This is a genomic window from Alistipes intestinihominis (genome assembly GCF_040095975.1).
Lineage (GTDB): Bacteria > Bacteroidota > Bacteroidia > Bacteroidales > Rikenellaceae > Alistipes > Alistipes senegalensis.
On the sequence record NZ_JBBMFL010000024.1, the window covers coordinates 1 to 20,022 of the forward strand.

Sequence of the window (20,022 nt, forward strand, 5' to 3'; positions counted from 1 at the left end):
GAACAGAGAAGTTAAGCTCACTAACGCCGATGGTACTGCGGTTTTCCCGTGGGAGAGTAGGTAGCCGCCTCTTCAAGCCGGTCCCTGATAAAGGGGCCGGCTTTCTTCTTTCCTTATCGGGGGGGGGAGGCGCGAAGGTTCCGCTATGTCCGGAGAGGATTTACAAAAAGATGAATTTGGTTATGATGCGCAATCTGATTCTTTTTCTGCTGTTAGGCTGTATCGGCTGCGTCAGCGGAAAATCCTGCGAACTGCGGGTGTTTCAACTCAATATCTGGGGCGACGCTACGGTCGTGCCGGGGGCTTTCGATGCCCTGACCGATGAGATCGTCCGCCTCGATGCGCATATTGTCGCTTTGTGTGAAGTCAACAACCATCATGGGGTTACTTCCGAACGGTTGGTCGAAGCGTTGAAACGGCGGGGACAGACGTGGTACGGAGCTTCGGGACGTTGTACCGGGGTACAGGGAACCGATGTCTGTGTGTTGTCGAAATATCCGATCGAAGAGGTCGTAACGGGGCTATTCACGGTTCCGGGCGGTGTCGATATGAAGGTGCGCATAGATGTCGGGGGCCGCGACGTACTGCTCTATCCGGCCCATTTGGACTATACGCATTACGCCTGCTACCTGCCGCGCGGTTATGACGGCGTTACGTGGAAGAAATTGCCGGCTCCGGACGGCAATCCGGAGGCTGTTTTACGGATGAACCGTGCGTCTACACGCGACGAGGCCGTCGCGGCGTTTCTCGAAGAAGTTTCCCGTGAGCGGGCCGACCTGATCCTGCTGGCCGGGGATTTCAACGAGCCGTCGCACTTGGACTGGACCGACGCGACGTGCGGAATGTGGGATCACAACGGTTGCGTCGTTCCCTGGGACTGCTCCGTGCGGCTCTATGACGCCGGATTCCGCGACGTGTACCGGCTGCTTCATCCCGATCCGGCGACGCATCCGGGCTTCACCTATCCCGCCGACAATCCGGCGACGGCGGTCGAAAAACTGACATGGGCTCCCGATGCCGACGAGCGGGACCGCATCGACTTCATCTATTACCTGCCGGGCGGGGTTTTCGTGCCGAAGCGAGTCGAGGTCGTGGGGCCGTCGTCGTCAATCGTGCGGAGCGAGCGGGTCCGCGAGACGGGCGAAGATGCGTTCATCGAACCGTTAGGCGTCTGGCCTACGGATCATAAGGGCGTATTGGCGACTTTCGCACTTGGCGGGGAATAAATTTTCTTCGGGCTCATAGCGGTAATATCCCGCCGTGGCGATCATTGCAGCGTTGTCTGTTGTGAATTTGAACTTCGGAAGAGAGGTTTTCCGGCCCTGACAGCTTGGATGGACTGCTGATGGGGACAAGTCAGAATCTCCCCGCAGCGGTGCGTGTCGTCCGGCGTGAACGCGGATTGATGATCTCGGAACGCGACATGGAGTTATGCCCCGAGCCGATTTCGAGTGCCTTGCCCTCTCTTTTGATCGTTTCGGAGCTGGGACTTCCGTCGGCTTCGGCGCCGAAATGTTCCGGGGCTGTCATGGGCATGCCGCAGCTCTGGCAGAAAATCATCTTTTCGGGCGTCCTATTCTATGTTGTTTCCGGCTGCGTTGCGGACGTATAAATCGGCTTTCTCAAGACCGTTTTTCCGCCCGGACGAATCCGAGAATCGCCTGCGCTGTGGTCTCGGGCTCTTCGAGGAAGCCCATGTGTCCCGAATTTTCGAGCCATACGACTTGCGCTTCGGGATGTTCGGCAACCATTTTCTCGGCGGCTTCGACCGGGATGTAGCCGTCCTTGCGGCCGAGGATGAACAGCACGGGGACTTTCGTTTCGCGCAGCATTGCGTTGCGGTCTTTGCGGGCGATCATCCCGTTCAGCAGGGCGACGATCCCTTCGTCTTCGGTGACGAAAACCTGTTCGGTGAGATCTTCGATATAGTCTTTCATCCGGGGGCGGTTCTCTTCGGCAAAGCCCGCTTCGGGAGCTACACGGGCCAGCAGCTCCTTTTTGCCGGCCTTCACGAGCGCGATTTCGCGGCGGCGGTTTTCGGCCTTCTCCGGAGTGTCGGCATTGGGCGTCGAGCTGAGCAGCACCAGACCGTCGAGCATCTCGGGATGGCGTTCGCAGAAAGCCAGCGCGACGTAGCCGCCCATCGAGTGTCCCACGAGCGTGCAGCGTTCGATCCCCAGCTCCCGAAGCCCGTCGGCCACGGTGTCGGCCAGAAACTCCATCGGATGTTCCTCGCCCGCGACGACCGAGATGCCGTGGCCGGGCAGGTCCAACGTAACCACCCGCACCTCCTTGTAGAGGAATGGGATGAAATCTTCCCATACGAGCATGGATTCAAGATAGCCGTGCAGCAATACGACGCATCGGTCTCCCTGCTGGGAATCGCAGACGTGCAGGGCCGTGGGGCCTGCCATAATGAATTTGTCGATCATGGGATTCGCGTTTATTCCTCCTCTTCGTCGAAGTAGTCGAGCGCCGATTCGCGTTTGACGTAGGGTGTGTAGGCTTCGTCGTCGTCCTCGTCGAGCGTGCTGTAAAGCGAGTGGCGCTCCTTGCCGCTCTTGCGCATCGGTTCGAGGCGTTTGGCTTTCCGAAGTTCGTCCGCCTCGTGTTCGCGGATTCCCTTTACTGTTTTCATGGGGAAAAACTTGGTTTGTTTAGAAATTTTCGCTGTCGAACACCCCTCCGAAGACCCGGCGTGCCGGTCCGGTCAGTCGGATGTCCGTGTAGGTCTGTGTTCCCGGTTCATGCGAAAACCGTACCGCAAGTTCTCCTCCGGGGACCGAAACCGCATAGCGGACGGTCCGGGGCTGGAGGGCGAAATTGGCGACGATGGCGGCTGCCGTGGCTCCCGTTCCGCAGGCGAGCGTCTCGTTTTCCACGCCGCGTTCGTAGGTGCGCACGCGGATCGTGCCGTCGCCCGTGACCTGCACGAAATTGACGTTCGTGCCCTGCGGGAAGCGGGCCGTGTCGCGGCGGATGATGCGGCCGCGGCCGATGACATCTGTCGCGGCGAGGTCATCGACGAACTCTACGTAGTGGGGCACTCCCGTGTTGAGAAACCACCAGCCGTCGCCCGTGCGGATCTCCCGGACGGCGGTCATTCCCAGCTCGATTTCGCCTGCGGGGCCTTTCGAGCGGCGGATTCGGGCGGTATGGAGTCCGTCCGCGGCGTCGAAGTATTTGGTTTCGCCGCCGATGCCGAGGTGCTCGGCGAACAGCGCGAAGCAGCGGGCGCCGTTGCCGCACATCTCGCCTTCCGACCCGTCGGCGTTGTAGTAACGCATCGAGCAGTCGATCTCGGCGCTGCGCGCGAGGGTCATCACTCCGTCGGCGCCGATGCCGAAATGGCGGTCGCACAGGCGGGCGATCGCCTCCGCCTCGGGCGTGAAGACGCCGTCGCGGTTGTCGATCAGGATGAAGTCGTTGCCCGCACCCTCGTATTTCGTGAATTCCGTCCTCATTTCGGGGAGTTATGTATTCGCAAAAATAGTAAAACTTCTAAAAGTTTTGCTAATTTTGTGAAAAATATCCGCGGAGCTGCCCGCCGGCACGCGGGTTATGTCATTTTCACACCGGTTCAAATTATTTTCGTTATGAAAAGTGTGCTTTTCAAGCATCGTTCGATACGCAAGTTCCTGCCGACGCCCATTCCCGAGGAGCTTTTGCAAGAGTGTCTCGAAGCTGCCTCGCGTGCCTCGACCTGCGGCAACATGCAGCTCTATTCGCTGGTGGTGACCCGCGACCGGGCGCTGCGTGAGCGGCTCGCTCCGTGTCATTTCAATCAGCCGATGGTCTGCGAGGCTCCGTGCGTGGTGACCGTCTGCGCCGACGTGCACCGCTTCACGATGTGGTGCGAGCAGCGCGACGCCGATCCCGCCTACGACAATTTCGCCTGGTTCCTGAACGCTTCGACCGACGCCCTGCTGGCGGCGCAGAACCTCTGCGTCGAGGCCGAGATGCACGGACTGGGCATCTGCTACCTCGGCACGACGATCTACACCGCGGGCGACATTTCGCGGATTCTGGAGCTTCCGAAGGGGGTTATTCCCGTCACGACCGTCGTCATGGGCTATCCCGACGAATCGCCCGCACTGACCGACCGCCTGCCGCTGGAAGCCGTGGTTCACTACGAAAAGTACACCGACTATACCGCTGCCGAGATCGACGAGCTGTGGGCCGAACGCGAGGAGTCGGATCTCACGAAGCGCCTGCTGGAGGAGAACGGATTGCCGAATCTGGCGAAGATCTTCACCGAGCGCCGCTACGTGCGCAAGGACAACCTCGCCATTTCGAAATCCTATTTCGCCCTGCTGAAAGAGAAGGGATTCTTCAACAACTGACGTTGTGCGCAGGGTGTGCCGCATATTCGCCGCCGCGGCGCTGGGCCTTCTCGGCCCGGCTTGCAGCGTCACGCGGCACATTCCCGAAGGGCAGTACCTCGTGCAGCGGGTGAAGATCGAGGACGACGAATCGACGCCCCGCAGGGACCGTATCACGGCCTCCGATTTGGAGAAATACGTGCGTCAGACTCCCAACAAGCGCTTCCTCGGGACCAATTTCTATGTCTGGCTGTACGAACAGGCCGATCCGGCGAAAGACAACCGCTGGAATAACTGGAAGCGCAAGATCGGGCAGGCGCCCGTGCTGCTGGAAACGGGACTGACGGAGAAGAGCGCCGAGAATCTGAAAGTCTACATGGATTCGAAAGGGTTTTTCGACTCGCGGGCTTCGTTCGAGGTTGATACCACGTCGCGCCGCAAGCGCGCCCGGATCACCTACCGCACGCATCAGGGCGAACCCTACCGCATCGACTCGATCTCCTACGAATTCCAGGACGAGTTCCTCGAACAGATCGTGCTGCCCGATACGGCGCGCACGCTGCTCCGCCGGGGGGACATCTACGATGTCACGGTGCTCGACGCCGAGCGGGAGCGCATCACCTCCTACCTCAAGGAACGGGGGTACTACAATTTTTCGGTCAATAACATCATGTTCTGGGCCGACACGCTGGGCGGCAACCGCGAGGTCGATCTGCGCGTGGTCGTCAAGCAGTATCTCACCGGTTACAACGCACGCGGGCAGGCCGTCATGGACAACAACATGGTCTACCGCATCGACCGGATCAACATCTTTCCGGACTACGATCCGACCGTCGCGCGGACCGACACCACGCTGGTCTCGCGCCTCGATACGCTCTATTACCGGGGTCTGAACATCATCTACGAGAAGCGTCCCAATCTGCGCCCGTCGGTGCTCCGGCAGGCCGTGCCGCTCTATCCCAACTATGTCTACAACTCGGCGCAGGTCAACCGCGCCTACTCCGACCTGATGGCCCTCGGGTATTTCAAAAGCGCCCGGATCGCCTTCGAGGAGCAGGCCCGGCCGGCGGACGACGCCGACAACTATGTCTCCTTCATCGGTGCGACGGCCGATTCGACCCGGACACTCTACACCCGCGAGGGGTACCTCACGTGCAACATCCTCTGCACGCCGACGCTCAAACAGAGCGTCAAGGTCGATCTCGAGGGGAGCACCACGTCGAGTTTCTACGGGCTGAAAGCCACCCTCGGCTACCAGAACCGCAACATCTTCCGCGGGGCGGAGTCGTTCGACATCTCCTTCACGGCGGGCTACGAGTTTATGAAGGCCCCCGATGCCAAGAAGAAGCGGGCCACGGAGTTCGGCGTCACCACGGGCCTCACGTTCCCGCGCTTTCTGCTGCCGGGGCGTTTCCGCTCGGTGAACCAGCCCCGGACCAAGATCGAACTGTCGGTCAATTTCCAGGACCGTCCCTACTATCGCCGCACGCTTTCCAGCGCCGGCATCACCTACATGTGGACCAACGACCGTTATTCGTCGTTCTCGCTTCGGCCGATCGACATTAACGTGGTCGATGTGAACGACCTCGACGCCTCGTTCCTGATGGTCAACAACTCCGGTCCCGACGGCGAGCCGCAGCTCACCCAGAACCGCTACCTGCTCGAAAGTTTCACGACGCAGTTCATCGGCGGCCTTTCGTTCGGTTACAGTTACAACAACCAGCGCAAGAATCTCGGAGGCAACGCCACGAATATCCGTTTCAACGCCGAGACCGCCGGCAACCTGATCGACGCCGTCGAACACATGTTCTTCTCCCCGGCCCGGGACAAGGACTACTATTCGATCTTCGGCATCCGTTATTCGCAGTATTTCCGTTCGGACCTGAGCGTCAGCCGGAAAATCATGCTGGGCGACGTGACGGCGCTCGTCGGGCGCCTCTACGGAGGCGTGGCGATGGCCTACGGCAACTCCTCCTCCGTGCCGTTCGACCGCCAGTTCTACTGCGGCGGCAGCAACGGCATGCGCGGCTGGACGCCCCGGACCCTCGGACAGGGGTCGGTACCCGATCCCCGCAACGACTATCCGGTGCAGACCGGCGACGTGAAGCTGGAGGCCAACCTCGAACTGCGCTTCCCGGTCTGGGGGATCATCCACGGGGCGACCTTCTTCGATCTGGGCAATATCTGGTATATCCGGGAGAATCCGAAGGAGTATTCGGACGATGCGGTCTTCCGCTTCGATCGGTTCTACAAACAGTTGGGATTCAACACGGGACTGGGCCTGCGCTTCGACATCAAATTCGCCGTGCTGCGCCTCGACTGGGGCATCCAGCTCCATAATCCCAACAATCCCGCCGGCGAGCGGTGGATTCACAATTTCCGCTGGAAGAATACGGCGCTGAATTTCGGCGTCGGCTATCCGTTCTGATGTTTTCGATGATTGCGGCGCACCTGCCGCACATCGCTCGAATCCCCGGAAGGCAGTCCCGAAGTACGTCCCGTCCGGGGATCTTTCTCGATGCACGACAGCCGCACCGCACTGATCGAAAGCCCGGTTTCGGCCTCTTCTGAAACCGGGCCTTTCGCTATTGCTTGGCCTTGTACTGCGACGGCGACATGCCTGTATTGCGCTTGAAGTAGCTGCCGAAGAACGACTGGTTGGGGAAATTGAGGTAATAGGCGATCTCTTGGACGCTCATGTTCGAGTATTTGAGCAGCGTTTTGGCTTCGAGGATGACGTAGCTGTCGATCCATTCCGACACCGATTTGCCGCTGATGCGTTTGATGAGCGTCGTGAGGTATTTGGGCGTGATGCAGAGCTGCCGGGCGTAGTAACCCACGCTGCGTTCGCGCGTGTAGTGTTCGCCGAGCAGCTCGGTGAACTGCTTGAAATACTCCTCGGCCCGGTTGTGCACGGGATTGTCCATCTCGGGATGCTTCTCCATGTAGTGAGTCAGGATGTCGCCGACCTTATAAATCGTCGCCGCGATCAGTTCGCTGACGATCTCGATCGCAAAGTCGGTTTCGGGACCTTCGAGTTCCTGTTCGACCATCGAGATGAAGCTGCGCAGCGACTGGCATTCGGCGTGGGTGAGCTCCATGCAGTGCCGCGATCCGAATTGCAGGAAGAGCGGCATCAGGTGTTTGGTGTCGATGTTGATGCGGCGCAGGAAGTCCGGCGAGATGACGAGGACATGCGCCTTGAAGCTGTTGTTGGACTGTATTTGCAGGATATGCTTCGGTCCGACGATGAAGAGCGAGTCCTTTTTCAGCCGGTATTCTTTCAGGTTGGAGGTGAAGGTCGTTTCGCCTTCGGTTCCCACGCCGATGACGAAAGCGTCGAGGCGTCCCGGAAACCGGAATACCTCCATTTGCGCGGCGCTGCTGGTGGCGATGCATTCCCCCAGCGGGTCGGGGCGTTTCTCGCCGCCGGACATGGCGATCAGCTTGCTGAGGGTGAAGCTGGTGATCGGAGTTTCTGCGTCTTTGCTGTTCATAGTTTCACTCGATTTCCGACAAATATAGTAATAAAATCATTCCGCATGGTTCATATGGTTCGATTATCCGTCTTTTCGATCACCTCGGGCGTGTTTTTGAACTATGGCGCATGAAAAAGGAGCGCCGGTCGCTGTCGGCCGGCACTCCTGAGGCAGGTAAAATTGTTCGGATTCTGCGGAATCGCTCCGCAGAGCGTTTTTATTTGGCTGCGGGGGCTGCTGCCGGAGCGTCGGTGATACCGAGCTCTTTCTTCACCTGGGGGGCGATGTCGGTCAGCGTCGCCTCGTCGAAATAGGCCAGCGAGCCGGTCGAGGTGTCGAATACGACCGTATAGGCATTTGCGGCCGAAACCTTGTCGATAGCCGCCTTGGCCTTCTCGATGATCGGGCCGAGCAGTTCGTTCTGTTTTTTCTGATAGTCCTGCTGTGCGCGCTCCTGGAATTCGCGGGTGCGGTTCTGCATGTCCTGCAACTCCTTCTCCTTCATCTCCTTGATGGCATCGCTGAAGGTGTTGTAGTTCTTTTGGAAATCCTGCAATTTGGTGTTGAACTCGACGTTCATCGTTTCGATGTTGTCTTGCAGCTCCTTGGCGTAGGTCTCCATGTTTTCCTGCATGGTCTTGGTTTCGGGCATCGCCATGATGATCTCCTGGGTGTTGATGCGGCCGAATTTCTGAGCGAAAAGCGACGTGGAGCCCATAACCAGCGCAACAGCGAGGGTCAGTTTGATTGCTTTTTTCATACGAATTTATCAGTTAATGTTTTGATGTCATTTCTTTTTCAGGGCGTCGATCACCTGCTGCGTCCGCTCGACCGCGGGGTTGTTGTAGAGCAGCGTGGGATTGTTCGCCGAATCGAACACCAGGTCGGCCCCGACCTGCTTGGCGTAGGCTTCGATGGCCGCGAAGACCTGCTTCTGGATCGGAGAGATCATCTCGACCCGTTTTTTCATCAGTGTGCCTTCCTGTCCGAACAGGCTCTCCTGATACTCCTGGGCCTCCTTTTCTTTTTGGAGGATGGCGTTTTCACGCACCTGACGCGCTGCGGCCGAAAGCGACGTTTTCTGAACCTGATAGTTGTTGTAGAGCGTCTCGACCTCGTTGAACTTGGTATCCACCTGCGTCTGGTACTGTTTGGCGAGTTTGTCCAGATCGGATATGGCCGTGTTGTAGGCGTCGATCGACTTGAAGACTTTTTCGCTGTTGACGATTATGTAGTTCTGGGCCGCGAGGGTTCCTGCCGTCAGAATGAATGCCGCGATTAAAATCAGCCGTTTCATAATCCTGTTATTTTAAGTTAATATTCAGCCGGTTTCCCGGGTTCGTGCTGTAAATATAACTCTTTTCTTTCAAATTTATTGCCACAAGGCCTTTTTTAGAACTGCTGACCGAGGACGAAGTGGAACTGGCTGCCGCTCTTGGTCGTGGAGTTCGCGGGGGGATCGAATCCGTAGCCCCAGTCGATGCCGAGCATACCCACCACGGGCAGATAGAGGCGGACGCCGAAGCCGGCCGAACGCTTGATCCGGAAGGGCGAGAACTTCTTCCACGAGTCGAATGCGTTACCGCCCTCGAGGAATCCGAGCACGTAGATCTGCGACGAAGGTTTCAGGATGATCGGGTAGCGCAGCTCGGCGGTGTATTTGTTGTAGCCGCGGGAGTAGTAGCTCGACGGGTCGAGCGCACCGTCCTCGTAACCGCGCATGGCGATGATGTCGATACCGTATATGTTGTATCCCGACATGCCGTCGCCGCCGACCTCGAAGCGCTGGAAAGGCGAAACCTTGTTCTTGTTGTAGCTTCCGAGGTATCCCATCTCGGCTTTGAGCATCAGCACGAGGTTCGAGTTGCGCAGGAATCCCTGGAACCACTGCGCCTTGAACTGCCATTTGTGGAACTCGATCCAGCGGTAGCGGTCCTGATCGGACATCGACTGGTCGCTGTAATCCTTACCGTCCCAGAGCGAGTAGGGGAGCGTGGCTTGCACCGAGGCGCTGAACTCCGAGCCGCGGCGCGGGTAGATCGGCTGGTCCACCGAGTTGCGGGCCAGCACCAGTTTGAGCGACAGCAGGTTCGAGTTGCCGTTCTCCACGACGAATCCCGTCCAGTTTTTCAGGTTGTAGCGCTCGTAGTTGGCCTCGGCGTAGAACGTGAAGTAGGGGTCGGGCCAGTTCAGCCGCTTGCCCAGACCGGCGGCCACGCCGTAGGTGCGGAAATACTGCGTCGCCGACTGCCATACGTAGTAGGCGTTGTTCTGCTCGGAGAAGTGTGCCGAGAGGGTGAACGAGTTGGGTTTCTTGCCGCCCATCCAGGGGTCGGTGAAACTGAACGCGAAAGCCTTGTAATAGGTGCCGTTGGTCTGCGCCGAGAGCGACAGCCGCTGGTTCTGGCCCATCGGGTAGGGGCGCCATGCACCTTTCTTGAAGGTGTTCTTGATCGAAAGGTTGTTCAGCGTGATGCCCACCGAGCCCACGAACGTGCCCGAGCCCCAGCCGCCGGCGATGTTGAACTGGTCGGAAGCCTGCTCTTCGAGGGGCCAGTTGACGTTCACCAGGTCGTTCGTGACGGGTTTGATGTCGGGCATGACCGCCTCGGGGTTGAAGTGGCCCATCGAACCCAGCGTGCGGATGGTCTGCATCAGCAGCGAGCGGTTGTAAAGTTCGCCCGGACGGGTGTACAGCTCGCGGCGGATCACCTCGTCATCGACGCGCTGGTTGCCCGTGATGCCGACTTCGTTGATGGTGAACTGCTTGCCTTCGAACACCTTGACTTCGATGTCGATCGAGTCGGGGGCGATGATGACCTCGGCGGGTTCGATCTGCGACATCAGGTAGCCTTCGTTCTGATAGAGTGACTTGACCGACATGTCTTCGGGGTTCTCCTCCTTGCCGATTCCCAGCCGCTTGTGCATCGACTTTTTGTCGTAGGTGTCGCCCTTCTTGACGCCGAACATGCGTTGCAGGTCGTCGGTCTCGTAGACCGAGTTGCCGACCCACGACACGTTGCGGATGTAGTATTTGTTGCCCTCCGAAACGTCGATGTCGATGCCCAGACGTTTTTCGTTGATCGGGTAGATCGAGTCGCTCACGATCGTCGCGTTGCGGTAGCCTTTCGAGTTGTAGAAGTCGATCAGCAGCTCCTTGTCGTTCTCGTAGTCGCTTTCGTTGAGCTTGGCGCCCTTGAAAAAGTTGATCGATTTCTGGTGGGTTTTCTTGAACGTGCGGCGCAGACGCTTGTCCGGGAACTGTTCGTTGCCCGTGAAGTTGATCTTGCCGATCTTGACCTTCGACTTGCGGTCGATGAGGAACGTGACGGTTACGGCCTGTCCGGGACGCAGCGTGTCGTTGTCGATGCGCACGCCGACCTCCGTGTTGCGGAAACCCTTTTCGGCCCAGTACTGTTTGATGAGCTTCTGGTTCTTGTCGATGACGTAATCCGATAGTTCGCTGCCTCGTTTGAGTTTGAGCTTCTCCAGAAGGTCTTTCTTCTTGCCCTTCGAGATGCCTTCGAACTCCCAGTTGTAGACGCGGGGGCGCTCTTTGAGGAACACCTCCAGGTCGAGGCTGTCGCCCTCGATCTCGGCGCCGATCTTCACGTCCGAGAAAAACCGCTGGCTCCAGAGCCGCGAGATGGCGTTGGAGATGAAGTTGCTCGGCAGGTAGATCGAATCGCCCTCGATCAGTCCGGCGGACGATTTGAGAATGTCGGGATTGAGGTACTGCACGCCGTGGACATTGACGTTGCGAATGTGGTAGAGCCTGGGTGCGCCGTCGTTCCTGTACATCGGGGCATTTTCGGAGACCGCAGGCTTCGGAGCCGCCGTCGTGTCCTGCGGATTCTGCTCCTGGGCGAATATATTCGAGCAGCAAAGCACGAGGGCCGCTGCTGCCGTGAATATCTTACCGGAATAGTTCATCTATTGCAAATATAGTCTAAATTTCAATCATTTAACCAGCCCGAAGCGGCGGTCGCGCCGTGCGTACTCCTCCACGGCCGCATCGAAATCCCGCTCCGTGAAATCGGGCCACAGCACCTCGGGGAACCAGAATTCGGCGTAGGACGCCTGCCACAGCAGGAAATTGCTCAGCCGCTGTTCGCCGCTGGTGCGGACGATCAGGTCGGGGTCCGGATAGGGGGCCGTGTCGAGCGCGGCGCCGATCGTGGCTTCGGAGATCTCCCCCGGGGCGATCTCCCCGGCCTCCGCACGGCGGGCGATCTGCCGCACGGCGCGCGTTATTTCGTCGCGCGACGAGTAGTTGAGCGCCAGGATCAGCGTCAGCGTCTTTCCTCCGGCGGTCCGTTCCTCGGCCTGGGCCAGATACTTCTGCACCTTCTCCGAGAAGCGGCTCCGGTCGCCGATCATGCGCACCTCGACCCCCTGGCGGATCAGTTCGGGCGTCTCGTTCACGACGCTCTGGCAGAAAAGCTCCATCAGCGCATCGACCTCTGCGGAGGGGCGTCCCCAGTTTTCGGTCGAGAACGCATAGAGCGTCAGGTATTTCACGCCCCAGCGGGCGGCAGCGCGCAGCGACGCCCGCACGGGCTCCACGCCTGCGGCATGACCCTCGTAACGCTCCTTGCCGTGCAACCCGGCCCAGCGGCCGTTGCCGTCCATGATGATGGCGACGTGTTGCGGTATGCGTTTCTGCTCGCTCATAATAGGGCACAAATATAGGGAAAATTCTATTAATTAAGGAAAAAACGAGTAAAGATTAACTGCGGATGTCGATTCCCCACATCATCTTATTCCGTAACGTGTCGTAAAATGATATATTGTGCGGCACGGCCAAAAAAATCTTCTGTTCGGCCCGCCTGACGGTGAAGGCCGCGCCGTGCGAAATCCGGTAGGTGCGGTCGTCCAGCGTGACGAACGCGGCCGAGCGGCGGGCGTTGACGCGCAGCGAGATGACACCCGAATCGGGGATCACCACCGGGCGCATCGTGAGGTTGTGGGGGGCGAGGGGCGAGATGACGAGACACCGGCACGTCGGGGCCACGACGGGTCCTCCGGCGCTGAGCGAATAGGCGGTCGATCCCGTGGGGGTCGAGACGATCACCCCGTCGCCGTGATAGGTGGCCACCATCTGCCCGTCAACGTAGGTTTCGACCGAAATCATTCCTGCGCCGTGGCGCTGCACGGTGAATTCGTTGAGCGCCAGCGTCGAGTCGGGCTGTTCGCCGAAATCGCCCTCGATGGAGAGCAGCGAGCGGGGTTCGGTGGTGATCTTTCCGGCCGCGATGTCGTTGAATATCAGGTCAAGCCCGGCGCTCGGGGCGCTGGTCAGGAATCCCAGGTGCCCGGCGTTGATCCCCATCACGGGGATCGGGGCTCCGCAGAGGCGGTGCACCCCTTCGAGCAGCGTTCCGTCGCCTCCGTAGCAGACCATGATGGTTCCGGCAGGCTGTTCGCCGATGTGACGGCCGTAGACCTTCTCGGGCGGGAGCGCTATTCCGGCGGTTTGCCGCACGACGGGGGCAAACTCCTCGTTGACTGCGTAATCGAATCCGGATGCGTCGATCGCCTCGAACAACTGGCGGATCTCCTCGGGGGTGTGGGCGATCTGCGCGCGGGAAAAAAGTATGATTTTCATCGGCGGAGTTTCGAAAAAATAAGTAACTTTACCACGCCGATCCGAATCCGGGACGCAGGCGTCTGCGGGCCGGCGCGGAGGCGCGGCATATCGCTACAAATATAGTGAAAGGTGAGCGACGAGCCAAATTTATTTGAACTTGTCCGGACCGGAGCCTGTATTTCTTTAATGGAGTGGATTTTATGACAAAGCTGAGTGTTAACATCAATAAGATCGCCGTGGTGCGCAATTCGCGCGGCGGCAACCTGCCCGACGTGGTTCGCGCGGCCCTGGACATCGAGCGTTTCGGAGCCGACGGCATCACGGTGCATCCGCGTCCCGATGCGCGCCATATCCGTTACGACGACGTGCGCGACCTGAAACGTGTGCTCACGACGGAGCTCAATATCGAGGGCAATCCCATTCCGAGCTTCATCGACCTGGTGTCGGAGGTGGTTCCGGCGCAGGTGACCCTCGTGCCCGACGCCCACGACGCCATCACGTCGAACGCCGGATGGGACACCGTGGCCAACCGCGAGTTCCTGACCGGCGTGACGCAGCGTTTCCACGAAAAGGGCATCCGGGTCTCGATCTTCGTGGACCCCTCTCCGGAGATGGTGGCGGGGGCGAAGGCGTGCGGTGCCGACCGCGTGGAGCTCTACACCGAGGCTTATGCGCGGGAGTATCCCGACGGGCCGGAGCGGGCCGCGGCTCCCTATGTGGCCGCCGCCGAGGAGGCCCGCCGGCAGGGGCTGGGGCTGAATGCCGGACACGACCTGTCGCTGGAGAACCTGCACGGTTTCGTCAGCCGCATTCCCTGGACCGACGAGGTGTCGATCGGCCATGCGCTGATCTGCGACGCACTCTACTACGGACTGGAAAACACCGTGCAGCTCTACCGGCGCGAACTTAAATTATGATGACCATGAAACGTATCCTGATCCTTTTCACCGCCCTCTTCGCCGCGGGCTCGGTGTTCGCCCAGAGCGAGTACAACCTCCGCAGACGGACGCTGTTCGAGGTGCTTCCGGTGCTTTCGAGCGACATCGTCTTTCTGGGCAATTCGATCACCGACGGCTGCGAGTGGGCCGAGCTGTTCAATAACCGCCACATCAAAAACCGCGGCATCAGCGGCGACCGCTCGGGGTGGCTGCTCGAACGTCTCGACCCGATCATCGAGGGGCATCCCAAAAAGCTCTTCCTGATGATCGGCATCAACGACCTGATCTCCGGCGCCTCGCCCGACGAGGTGCTGGCCAACATCGGGCGGCTGATCGACCGCTTTCAGGCCGAATCGCGCTGGACCAAGATTTACGTGCAGAGCATCCTGCCCGTCAACGGCGATCTCCCGGGGTACGAGCGCCGCAAAGCCTGTGCGCCGCTGATCGTGCCGACGAACAAGCGGCTCGAAGCGCTGTGCGACGAGAAGGGCGTCACCTACCTCGATGTCTGGGGAGCTCTGGCCGACGAAAACGGCAATCTGGACAAGCGTTACACGCTCGACGGACTGCATCTCAAAGGCGAAGGCTATCTGGTGTGGCGCGATGTCATCAAACCTCATGTGAAATAGCCGGGTGAAGCTGACGAATCCGATATTCCGGCGGATTTCGCGTCTTGCCGACGAGCAGGGCGTGAGGGCTTTCGTCGTCGGGGGCTACGTGCGCGACCACTATCTGCGGCGTCCCTCGACCGACATCGACGTGGTGGTCGTGGGCAGCGGTATCGCGCTGGCCGAGGCGCTGGGGCGCGAGCTGAAAGCCAAAGTTTCGGTCTTCAAGACCTTCGGCACGGCGATGGTCCGCGCCGGGGGCGTCGAAGTGGAGTTTGTGGGGGCCCGCAAGGAGTCCTATACCCGCGATTCGCGCAAACCCGAGGTCGAGCCCGGGACGCTCGAAGACGACCAGCGGCGGCGCGACTTCACGATCAACGCCATGGCGTGGTCGCTGAACGAGGCCACGTTCGGCGAACTGGTCGATCCCTTCGAGGGGATGTCCGACCTCGAAGACTGCATCATCCGCACGCCGTGCGATCCCGACATCACCTTTTCGGACGACCCGCTGCGCATGATGCGCGCCGTGCGGTTCGCCGCGCAGCTGGGCTTCACGATCGAGGAGGAGACCTTCGAGGCCATCCGCCGCAACGCGGAGCGCATCCGGATCGTTTCGCGCGAACGCATCGTCACCGAACTCAACAAGATCGTCCTTTCGCCCGTTCCCTCGATGGGCTTCGAACTGCTGGAACTCACGGGGCTGCTGGAGCTGATCTTCCCCGAACTCCACAACCTCAAGGGGGTGGAGAAGCGGGGCAAGCACGCCCATAAGGACAACTTCATCCATACGCTCAAGGTGCTGGACAATGTCTCGCGCCGTTCGGACAACCTGTGGCTGCGCTGGGCCGCCATTCTGCACGACATCGGCAAGCCGCAGACCAAAGCCTACGACCCGAAGGCGGGCTGGACGTTCCACGGCCACGAGGTCGTGGGCTCGAAGATGGTGCCTGGGATTTTCCGGCAGCTGAAACTGCCTTTGAACGAGCACATGAAGTTCGTGCAGAAGCTCGTCTTCCTCCACCTGCGGCCCATTATCCTCTCCGAAGACATGGTGACGGACTCCGCCGTGCGGCGTCTGCTGTTCGAGGCGGGGGACGACGTGGAGTCGCTGATGATCCTGTGCGAGGCGGACATCACTTCGGGCATCGACGCCAAGGTGAAACGCTTTCTGGCGAATTTCGAGCTGGTGCGCCGCAAGATGAAGGACCTCGAAGAGCGGGACCGCATCCGCAATTTCCAGCCTCCGGTCACGGGCGAGCTGATCATGGAGACCTACGGCATCGGCCCGTGCCGCGTGATCGGCGACATCAAGGAGGTCATCAAGAACGCCATTCTCGACGGCGAGATTCCCAACGAATACGACGCGGCTTACGCCCTGATGGAGCGGCTGGCGGCGGAACGCGGGCTGACAAAGGTGAAACCGTGACGGACGCGCAAAACCGCTCTTGAATAGGTCTGCGTTGCTAACAATTCAAAAAAACACCTTTTAGGCGGGCGCCCCTAAACCCCGTCTTTCAGACGGGCGGCATCCAGTTGTGCCCGGGATTTCGATTTGGTCACCAGCCACACCCCGACGAAGACGCACAGCGCGGCCCCGGCTTTGGTGAAGCCGAAGGTGTCGAGCCCGAGGGCCACGGTGAAGAGCACAGCCACGATGGGCTGCACGTAGTTGTACATCGACACGACCGTCGGCCGCAGGTGGTGCTGCGCCACGGGAACCATCAGATAGGAGAAGAACGTCGCGCCGACGACCACGTAGGCCACGCCGCCCCAGATGCGCGGCGACACGGCGGCGTAGTCCACCTCCGTCAGCGGGCGCCAGTAGATTGCCAGAGCCGCGACGGCTGCGAAGAGGAACATCCATTTCATCGTCGTCACGGGTGAGTAGCGGACGATCACGTTGCGGAAGGCCGTGAGGTAGGTGGCGTAGCTGACGGCGCTGACGATGCAGAGCACGTCGCCTTTGACGCTCGACGTGTGGCCCGTTCCGTGCTGGCTCACGAGAATGAGGATCAGCGCCCCGGCGCATCCGAGGAACACGCCTCCGGCCTTGAGCCACGTGATCGGCTCGCGCAGGAAGAGCGTCGCCAGTATCATGGTCAGCACGGGGACGATGGTGGCGATGATCGAGGTGTCGATGGGCGACGTGAGCGACAGCCCCCAGAGGAAGAGCATCTGGTTGAGCTGGATGCCGAACACCGAGGCGAAGAGCAGCAGCACGATGTCGCGCGGGGCGACCCGTTCGCGGGGAAAGAAGAGCGACACGGCCCAGAACAGCAGCGCGGCGCCCACCATGCGGTAGACGCTCAGCGCGAAGGGGCTGATTCCCCCGGGATTCGCCTCGGACTGAAGCACGCTTTTGCCGATCGGGGCGTTGAGGCCCCAGACGATGTTCGCGGCCCACAAGGCCGCATGACCTTTCAGTTTTCCTTTGTCCATCTTTTTCTTGCCCGTCCGGCTAAGAGCCGTTTTTTAATTAGGTCGAAGCGCGTGTCAGGCTCCGACCCGTAATTCCTGCTGCCGCCCCTTAAACCCGCCTTTTAGCCGGGCCCACCTAAAAGGTGGATTTTATAATGGGTTGTAGCGCAGATTGTGTTCCGACCCGTAATTCCTGCCGCCCCTAAACCCCGCCTCTTAGCCGGGCCCACCTAAGAGGTGGGGCTTATAATGGGTTGAAGCGCATATCAGGCTCCGAACCCTAATTCCTACCGTCGCCTCTAAAGCCGGCGTCTTACGCCGGGTGGTGCGATAATTGCTGTATCGTCTTTTCGTGAGTAAAACGCGCTATAATCTCGATTTGGTCTTCGCTAACGTCTTTTTCGGGGCGAATTTCTCGTTTTACGTTTCGCTCACGCGCAATTACCTCGACTTCCAGCAGATCTTCATGCTTCAGGTGCTCTCGGCGGCGATCTTCTTCATCCCCTTCGCACTCTTCTCGAAGCAGTCGTTCCGCATCATGTGGCGCGATGCCGGCAACATCCTGATCGTCACGCTGCTGATCGTCTACGGGTGGATGTATATGCTGCTCTGGGGCTCGTCCTACACCACGCCTATCGACGCCTCGATCATCGCCACGCTGGGCCCGGCCTTCACGCTCATCATGGACCACCTGATGCACCCGCACAAATACATCCGGGCCCGCGTCGTGGGTGTCGTCTGCGCGTTGGTCGGGGCCGCCATCCTGCTTTTCAGCGACGGATTCACGCTCACCCACGGCAGCCGGGCGCAGGGCAACCTGTTCGTGCTCGTCGCCGTGGTGGCCATCGCCATCAATACGGTGATCATCAAGCCGCAGCTCGAAAAACTGGGCACGCTGGTCGTGATGGGATGGTATTACATCATCGGGCTGGCCGTCACGGCGCCCTTCTTCTGGAAATACATCGCCCATGTGCCGTTCCTGCGCCTGCCCCTCTATGCGCAGGCCGAACTGGCCTATATCCTGATCCTGGGCACCGTCCTGCCGATGTACCTGCTCTACCGCGGTACGGAAAAACTGACCTCCGTGCATACGGCCCTTTACCGTTATATCCAGCCTCTCATCGCCGGCATCCTGGCCGTCACGCGCGGTCAGGCGCGTTTCAACGCGGCAAACATGACGGCGCTGGCCTTCATCTTCGCGGGGGTCGTGCTGGTCGTCGTCGGCTATAAATACTACGTCCGCCACGGAGAAGTGCAGCTGCGGTCCGACGGGCTGCTGCCGCACTAATCCGCAAGAAGCCGCCGGCGCCACTCTTCGGGCACGGGCTCGCTTCGCTGGCGGGCGAAGTCGAAGACCACCATCACCGAACGGCTTTCGCTGCGAACCTCTTCGCCTACCAGCAGTTGCTGGAAGAGCGTCAGGCTTTTCGTGCCGATCCGTTCGCAGGTGGTCGTCACGCGCACCGGGTCGTGCATCCGCACCTGCCCTGCGTAGGAGGTCGCGGTCGAGACGGTGAGGATGCGCAGGTCGCCCGACAGCACCTCCGCGCCCAGTATCTTTTCGTAATACTCCGTCTTGCCGACATCGAAATACATCTGCTGCGAGACGTTGTTCACGTGCTGGAACGGGTCGATGTCCGAGAACCGTTTCTGAATGGGGGTTTCGAGTACGCGGGCCATCTTATTCGCGGATGATCTTCACCTCGCCGCCTTCGCCGAAGGCAATGATCGACGAAGCCTTGCGGGTGGGTTTGCCTTCGAAACGGGGGTTGACGACGAAGTCCACGCCGTCGATGATCTCCTGCGCCACCTCCTGCAATCCCGCGGGCGTCGCTTCGCCCGAGATGTTGGCCGAGGTCGAGACGACCGGCCGTCCGAGGGCGCGGAGCATCCGGCGGCAGAATTCGTGGTCGGGGATGCGCACGCCGAGCGTCCCCTCCTCGGGGATGAGGTTCTCGGCGACTCCCGCGGCACCCGGCAGAATGGCCGTCAGGGGGCTCGTCGCCAGCTCCATCACCTCGAAGGCGATGCCGGGAGCCTTGTTGACGTAGCGCACGACCATGTCGGCCGAGGCGCACAGCACGAGCATCGACTTCTTGTTCTCGCTGCGCTTGAGTTTGTAGATACGTTCCACGGCGGCCGCGTTCGTAGCGTCGCAGCCCAGTCCCCAGACCGTGTCGGTGGGGTAGAGGATGATTCCGCCCGCGCGCATCACGCGCACGGCTTCGTCAACCTCCTTTTGCATGTCGGTCTCCTTCTGCATGGTTATTTGACGGGCAGGATTTCGATCCAGTAGTCGTCCGGGTCGTTGATGAAATAGAGCCCCATATCGAGGTTTTCATAGCAGACGCACCCCATTCCGCGGTGATATTCGCGGATGGCGTCGTAGTCGCCCGTGACGCGCATGCAGAGGTGGCTTTCGTTCTCGCCCAGTTCGTAGGGCGTTGCGGCGTGGTCGCGGAGCCACGTCAGTTCGAGGCGGAACGGGGTCTGCCCGTCGCCGAGATACACCAGCACGAACGATCCGTCGGATGCCTCCTTGCGGCCGACCTCTTTCAGCCCGAGCGCCTTGTCGTAGAAGTCGATGCTGCGTGCGAGGTCCGTGACATTGATATTGAAATGGTCGAAACGGCTTTTGATTTCCATATTCATATATGTATTGTACGG

At 59.9% G+C, this 20,022-nt stretch carries 21 protein-coding genes; 7 read left to right on the plus strand and 14 right to left on the minus strand.

Annotated features, from left to right (window positions below; translation table 11 throughout):
- The first annotated feature begins 182 nt into the window (after positions 1-182).
- On the plus strand, positions 183-1,226 hold the full coding sequence (locus tag WMO46_RS14605) for an endonuclease/exonuclease/phosphatase family protein (RefSeq protein WP_196016672.1): 1,044 nt from the start codon (positions 183-185) through the stop codon (positions 1,224-1,226).
- Between the two features lie 130 nt (positions 1,227-1,356).
- Here the strand turns inward: WMO46_RS14605 and WMO46_RS14610 are convergent, their stop codons facing one another.
- The 4 genes from WMO46_RS14610 to dapF form a co-directional block, all read right to left on the minus strand.
- On the minus strand, positions 1,357-1,560 hold the full coding sequence (locus WMO46_RS14610) for a zinc ribbon domain-containing protein (protein WP_278963078.1): 204 nt from the start codon (positions 1,558-1,560) through the stop codon (positions 1,357-1,359).
- Between the two features lie 62 nt (positions 1,561-1,622).
- A complete protein-coding gene (locus tag WMO46_RS14615) occupies positions 1,623-2,432 on the minus strand; it encodes an alpha/beta fold hydrolase (protein ID WP_278963077.1) in 810 nt (269 codons plus the stop codon).
- An 11-nt stretch (positions 2,433-2,443) separates the two neighbouring features.
- Positions 2,444-2,638: a hypothetical protein gene (locus WMO46_RS14620; protein WP_019152371.1), complete on the minus strand. Its 195-nt coding sequence runs from the start codon at positions 2,636-2,638 to the stop codon at positions 2,444-2,446.
- 19 nt (positions 2,639-2,657) lie between these two features.
- Complete coding sequence (gene dapF / locus WMO46_RS14625; RefSeq protein ID WP_019152370.1) at positions 2,658-3,464, minus strand: diaminopimelate epimerase; 807 nt, start codon at positions 3,462-3,464, stop codon at positions 2,658-2,660.
- A 132-nt stretch (positions 3,465-3,596) separates the two neighbouring features.
- Here dapF and WMO46_RS14630 point away from each other — a divergent pair, with 132 nt between their 5' ends.
- Together WMO46_RS14630 and tamL are read left to right on the plus strand one after the other, a co-directional pair.
- Positions 3,597-4,343, plus strand: a complete 747-nt coding sequence (locus tag WMO46_RS14630; RefSeq protein ID WP_019152369.1) for a nitroreductase family protein — start codon at positions 3,597-3,599, stop codon at positions 4,341-4,343.
- Between the two features lie 4 nt (positions 4,344-4,347).
- Positions 4,348-6,750 carry a translocation and assembly module lipoprotein TamL gene (tamL, locus tag WMO46_RS14635; protein WP_349094582.1) on the plus strand — a complete coding sequence of 801 codons (2,403 nt, stop codon included), beginning with the start codon at positions 4,348-4,350 and terminating at the stop codon, positions 6,748-6,750.
- A 157-nt stretch (positions 6,751-6,907) separates the two neighbouring features.
- Here tamL and WMO46_RS14640 read toward each other — a convergent pair whose 3' ends face one another.
- From WMO46_RS14640 to WMO46_RS14665, 6 genes are all read right to left on the minus strand, one after another.
- Positions 6,908-7,819 carry a helix-turn-helix domain-containing protein gene (locus WMO46_RS14640; RefSeq protein WP_349094583.1) on the minus strand — a complete coding sequence of 304 codons (912 nt, stop codon included), beginning with the start codon at positions 7,817-7,819 and terminating at the stop codon, positions 6,908-6,910.
- Between the two features lie 199 nt (positions 7,820-8,018).
- Positions 8,019-8,561: an OmpH/Skp family outer membrane protein gene (locus tag WMO46_RS14645; RefSeq protein WP_019152366.1), complete on the minus strand. Its 543-nt coding sequence runs from the start codon at positions 8,559-8,561 to the stop codon at positions 8,019-8,021.
- Positions 8,562-8,588: 27 nt separating this feature from the next.
- Entirely contained in the window at positions 8,589-9,098 is a 510-nt protein-coding gene (locus WMO46_RS14650; RefSeq protein ID WP_019152365.1) for an OmpH/Skp family outer membrane protein, read from the minus strand.
- A gap of 95 nt (positions 9,099-9,193) precedes the next feature.
- On the minus strand, positions 9,194-11,734 hold the full coding sequence (gene bamA / locus WMO46_RS14655; protein ID WP_019152364.1) for an outer membrane protein assembly factor BamA: 2,541 nt from the start codon (positions 11,732-11,734) through the stop codon (positions 9,194-9,196).
- Between the two features lie 27 nt (positions 11,735-11,761).
- The gene (uppS, locus tag WMO46_RS14660; protein ID WP_019152363.1) at positions 11,762-12,475 is read right to left on the minus strand and encodes a polyprenyl diphosphate synthase; all 714 of its coding nucleotides are present in this window, start codon (positions 12,473-12,475) and stop codon (positions 11,762-11,764) included.
- A 55-nt stretch (positions 12,476-12,530) separates the two neighbouring features.
- Positions 12,531-13,409, minus strand: a complete 879-nt coding sequence (locus WMO46_RS14665; protein ID WP_019152362.1) for an NAD(+)/NADH kinase — start codon at positions 13,407-13,409, stop codon at positions 12,531-12,533.
- A 182-nt stretch (positions 13,410-13,591) separates the two neighbouring features.
- Here WMO46_RS14665 and WMO46_RS14670 point away from each other — a divergent pair, with 182 nt between their 5' ends.
- The 3 genes from WMO46_RS14670 to WMO46_RS14680 are packed head-to-tail and all read left to right on the plus strand — an operon-like array spanning position 13,592 to position 16,363.
- On the plus strand, positions 13,592-14,308 hold the full coding sequence (locus WMO46_RS14670; RefSeq protein ID WP_195498061.1) for a pyridoxine 5'-phosphate synthase: 717 nt from the start codon (positions 13,592-13,594) through the stop codon (positions 14,306-14,308).
- A 5-nt stretch (positions 14,309-14,313) separates the two neighbouring features.
- A complete protein-coding gene (locus tag WMO46_RS14675) occupies positions 14,314-14,958 on the plus strand; it encodes a GDSL-type esterase/lipase family protein (RefSeq protein WP_195498062.1) in 645 nt (214 codons plus the stop codon).
- A 4-nt stretch (positions 14,959-14,962) separates the two neighbouring features.
- A complete protein-coding gene (locus WMO46_RS14680) occupies positions 14,963-16,363 on the plus strand; it encodes a CCA tRNA nucleotidyltransferase (protein WP_349094584.1) in 1,401 nt (466 codons plus the stop codon).
- A 74-nt stretch (positions 16,364-16,437) separates the two neighbouring features.
- On the opposite strand, the gene WMO46_RS14685 is transcribed toward WMO46_RS14680, so the two are convergent.
- Complete coding sequence (locus tag WMO46_RS14685) at positions 16,438-17,376, minus strand: DMT family transporter (protein WP_195498064.1); 939 nt, start codon at positions 17,374-17,376, stop codon at positions 16,438-16,440.
- Between the two features lie 358 nt (positions 17,377-17,734).
- On the opposite strand from WMO46_RS14685, the gene WMO46_RS14690 reads away from it, so the two are divergent.
- Entirely contained in the window at positions 17,735-18,643 is a 909-nt protein-coding gene (locus WMO46_RS14690; protein WP_129652206.1) for a DMT family transporter, read from the plus strand.
- Here WMO46_RS14690 and WMO46_RS14695 read toward each other — a convergent pair.
- The 3 genes from WMO46_RS14695 to WMO46_RS14705 are packed head-to-tail and all read right to left on the minus strand — an operon-like array spanning position 18,640 to position 20,001.
- Positions 18,640-19,035, minus strand: coding sequence for an acyl-CoA thioesterase (locus tag WMO46_RS14695; protein WP_019152355.1), 396 nt, complete (start codon positions 19,033-19,035; stop codon positions 18,640-18,642). The genes WMO46_RS14690 and WMO46_RS14695 overlap by 4 nt on opposite strands.
- Position 19,036: 1 nt before the next feature.
- Positions 19,037-19,618 carry an L-threonylcarbamoyladenylate synthase gene (locus WMO46_RS14700; RefSeq protein WP_278963073.1) on the minus strand — a complete coding sequence of 194 codons (582 nt, stop codon included), beginning with the start codon at positions 19,616-19,618 and terminating at the stop codon, positions 19,037-19,039.
- A gap of 2 nt (positions 19,619-19,620) precedes the next feature.
- Complete coding sequence (locus WMO46_RS14705) at positions 19,621-20,001, minus strand: VOC family protein (protein WP_276759860.1); 381 nt, start codon at positions 19,999-20,001, stop codon at positions 19,621-19,623.
- Between the last annotated feature and the right edge of the window lie 21 nt (positions 20,002-20,022).

Coding starts and splice junctions, on each gene's coding strand:
- WMO46_RS14605 (WP_196016672.1), top strand. CDS start 183: ATGATGCGCAATCTGATTCTTTTTCTGCTGTTAGGCTGTATCGGCTGC.
- WMO46_RS14610 (WP_278963078.1), bottom strand. CDS start 1,560: ATGATTTTCTGCCAGAGCTGCGGCATGCCCATGACAGCCCCGGAACAT.
- WMO46_RS14615 (WP_278963077.1), bottom strand. CDS start 2,432: ATGATCGACAAATTCATTATGGCAGGCCCCACGGCCCTGCACGTCTGC.
- WMO46_RS14620 (WP_019152371.1), bottom strand. CDS start 2,638: ATGAAAACAGTAAAGGGAATCCGCGAACACGAGGCGGACGAACTTCGG.
- dapF (WP_019152370.1), bottom strand. CDS start 3,464: ATGAGGACGGAATTCACGAAATACGAGGGTGCGGGCAACGACTTCATC.
- WMO46_RS14630 (WP_019152369.1), top strand. CDS start 3,597: ATGAAAAGTGTGCTTTTCAAGCATCGTTCGATACGCAAGTTCCTGCCG.
- WMO46_RS14640 (WP_349094583.1), bottom strand. CDS start 7,819: ATGAACAGCAAAGACGCAGAAACTCCGATCACCAGCTTCACCCTCAGC.
- WMO46_RS14645 (WP_019152366.1), bottom strand. CDS start 8,561: ATGAAAAAAGCAATCAAACTGACCCTCGCTGTTGCGCTGGTTATGGGC.
- WMO46_RS14650 (WP_019152365.1), bottom strand. CDS start 9,098: ATGAAACGGCTGATTTTAATCGCGGCATTCATTCTGACGGCAGGAACC.
- bamA (WP_019152364.1), bottom strand. CDS start 11,734: ATGAACTATTCCGGTAAGATATTCACGGCAGCAGCGGCCCTCGTGCTT.
- uppS (WP_019152363.1), bottom strand. CDS start 12,475: ATGAGCGAGCAGAAACGCATACCGCAACACGTCGCCATCATCATGGAC.
- WMO46_RS14665 (WP_019152362.1), bottom strand. CDS start 13,409: ATGAAAATCATACTTTTTTCCCGCGCGCAGATCGCCCACACCCCCGAG.
- WMO46_RS14670 (WP_195498061.1), top strand. CDS start 13,592: ATGACAAAGCTGAGTGTTAACATCAATAAGATCGCCGTGGTGCGCAAT.
- WMO46_RS14675 (WP_195498062.1), top strand. CDS start 14,314: ATGAAACGTATCCTGATCCTTTTCACCGCCCTCTTCGCCGCGGGCTCG.
- WMO46_RS14685 (WP_195498064.1), bottom strand. CDS start 17,376: ATGGACAAAGGAAAACTGAAAGGTCATGCGGCCTTGTGGGCCGCGAAC.
- WMO46_RS14695 (WP_019152355.1), bottom strand. CDS start 19,035: ATGGCCCGCGTACTCGAAACCCCCATTCAGAAACGGTTCTCGGACATC.
- WMO46_RS14700 (WP_278963073.1), bottom strand. CDS start 19,618: ATGCAGAAGGAGACCGACATGCAAAAGGAGGTTGACGAAGCCGTGCGC.
- WMO46_RS14705 (WP_276759860.1), bottom strand. CDS start 20,001: ATGGAAATCAAAAGCCGTTTCGACCATTTCAATATCAATGTCACGGAC.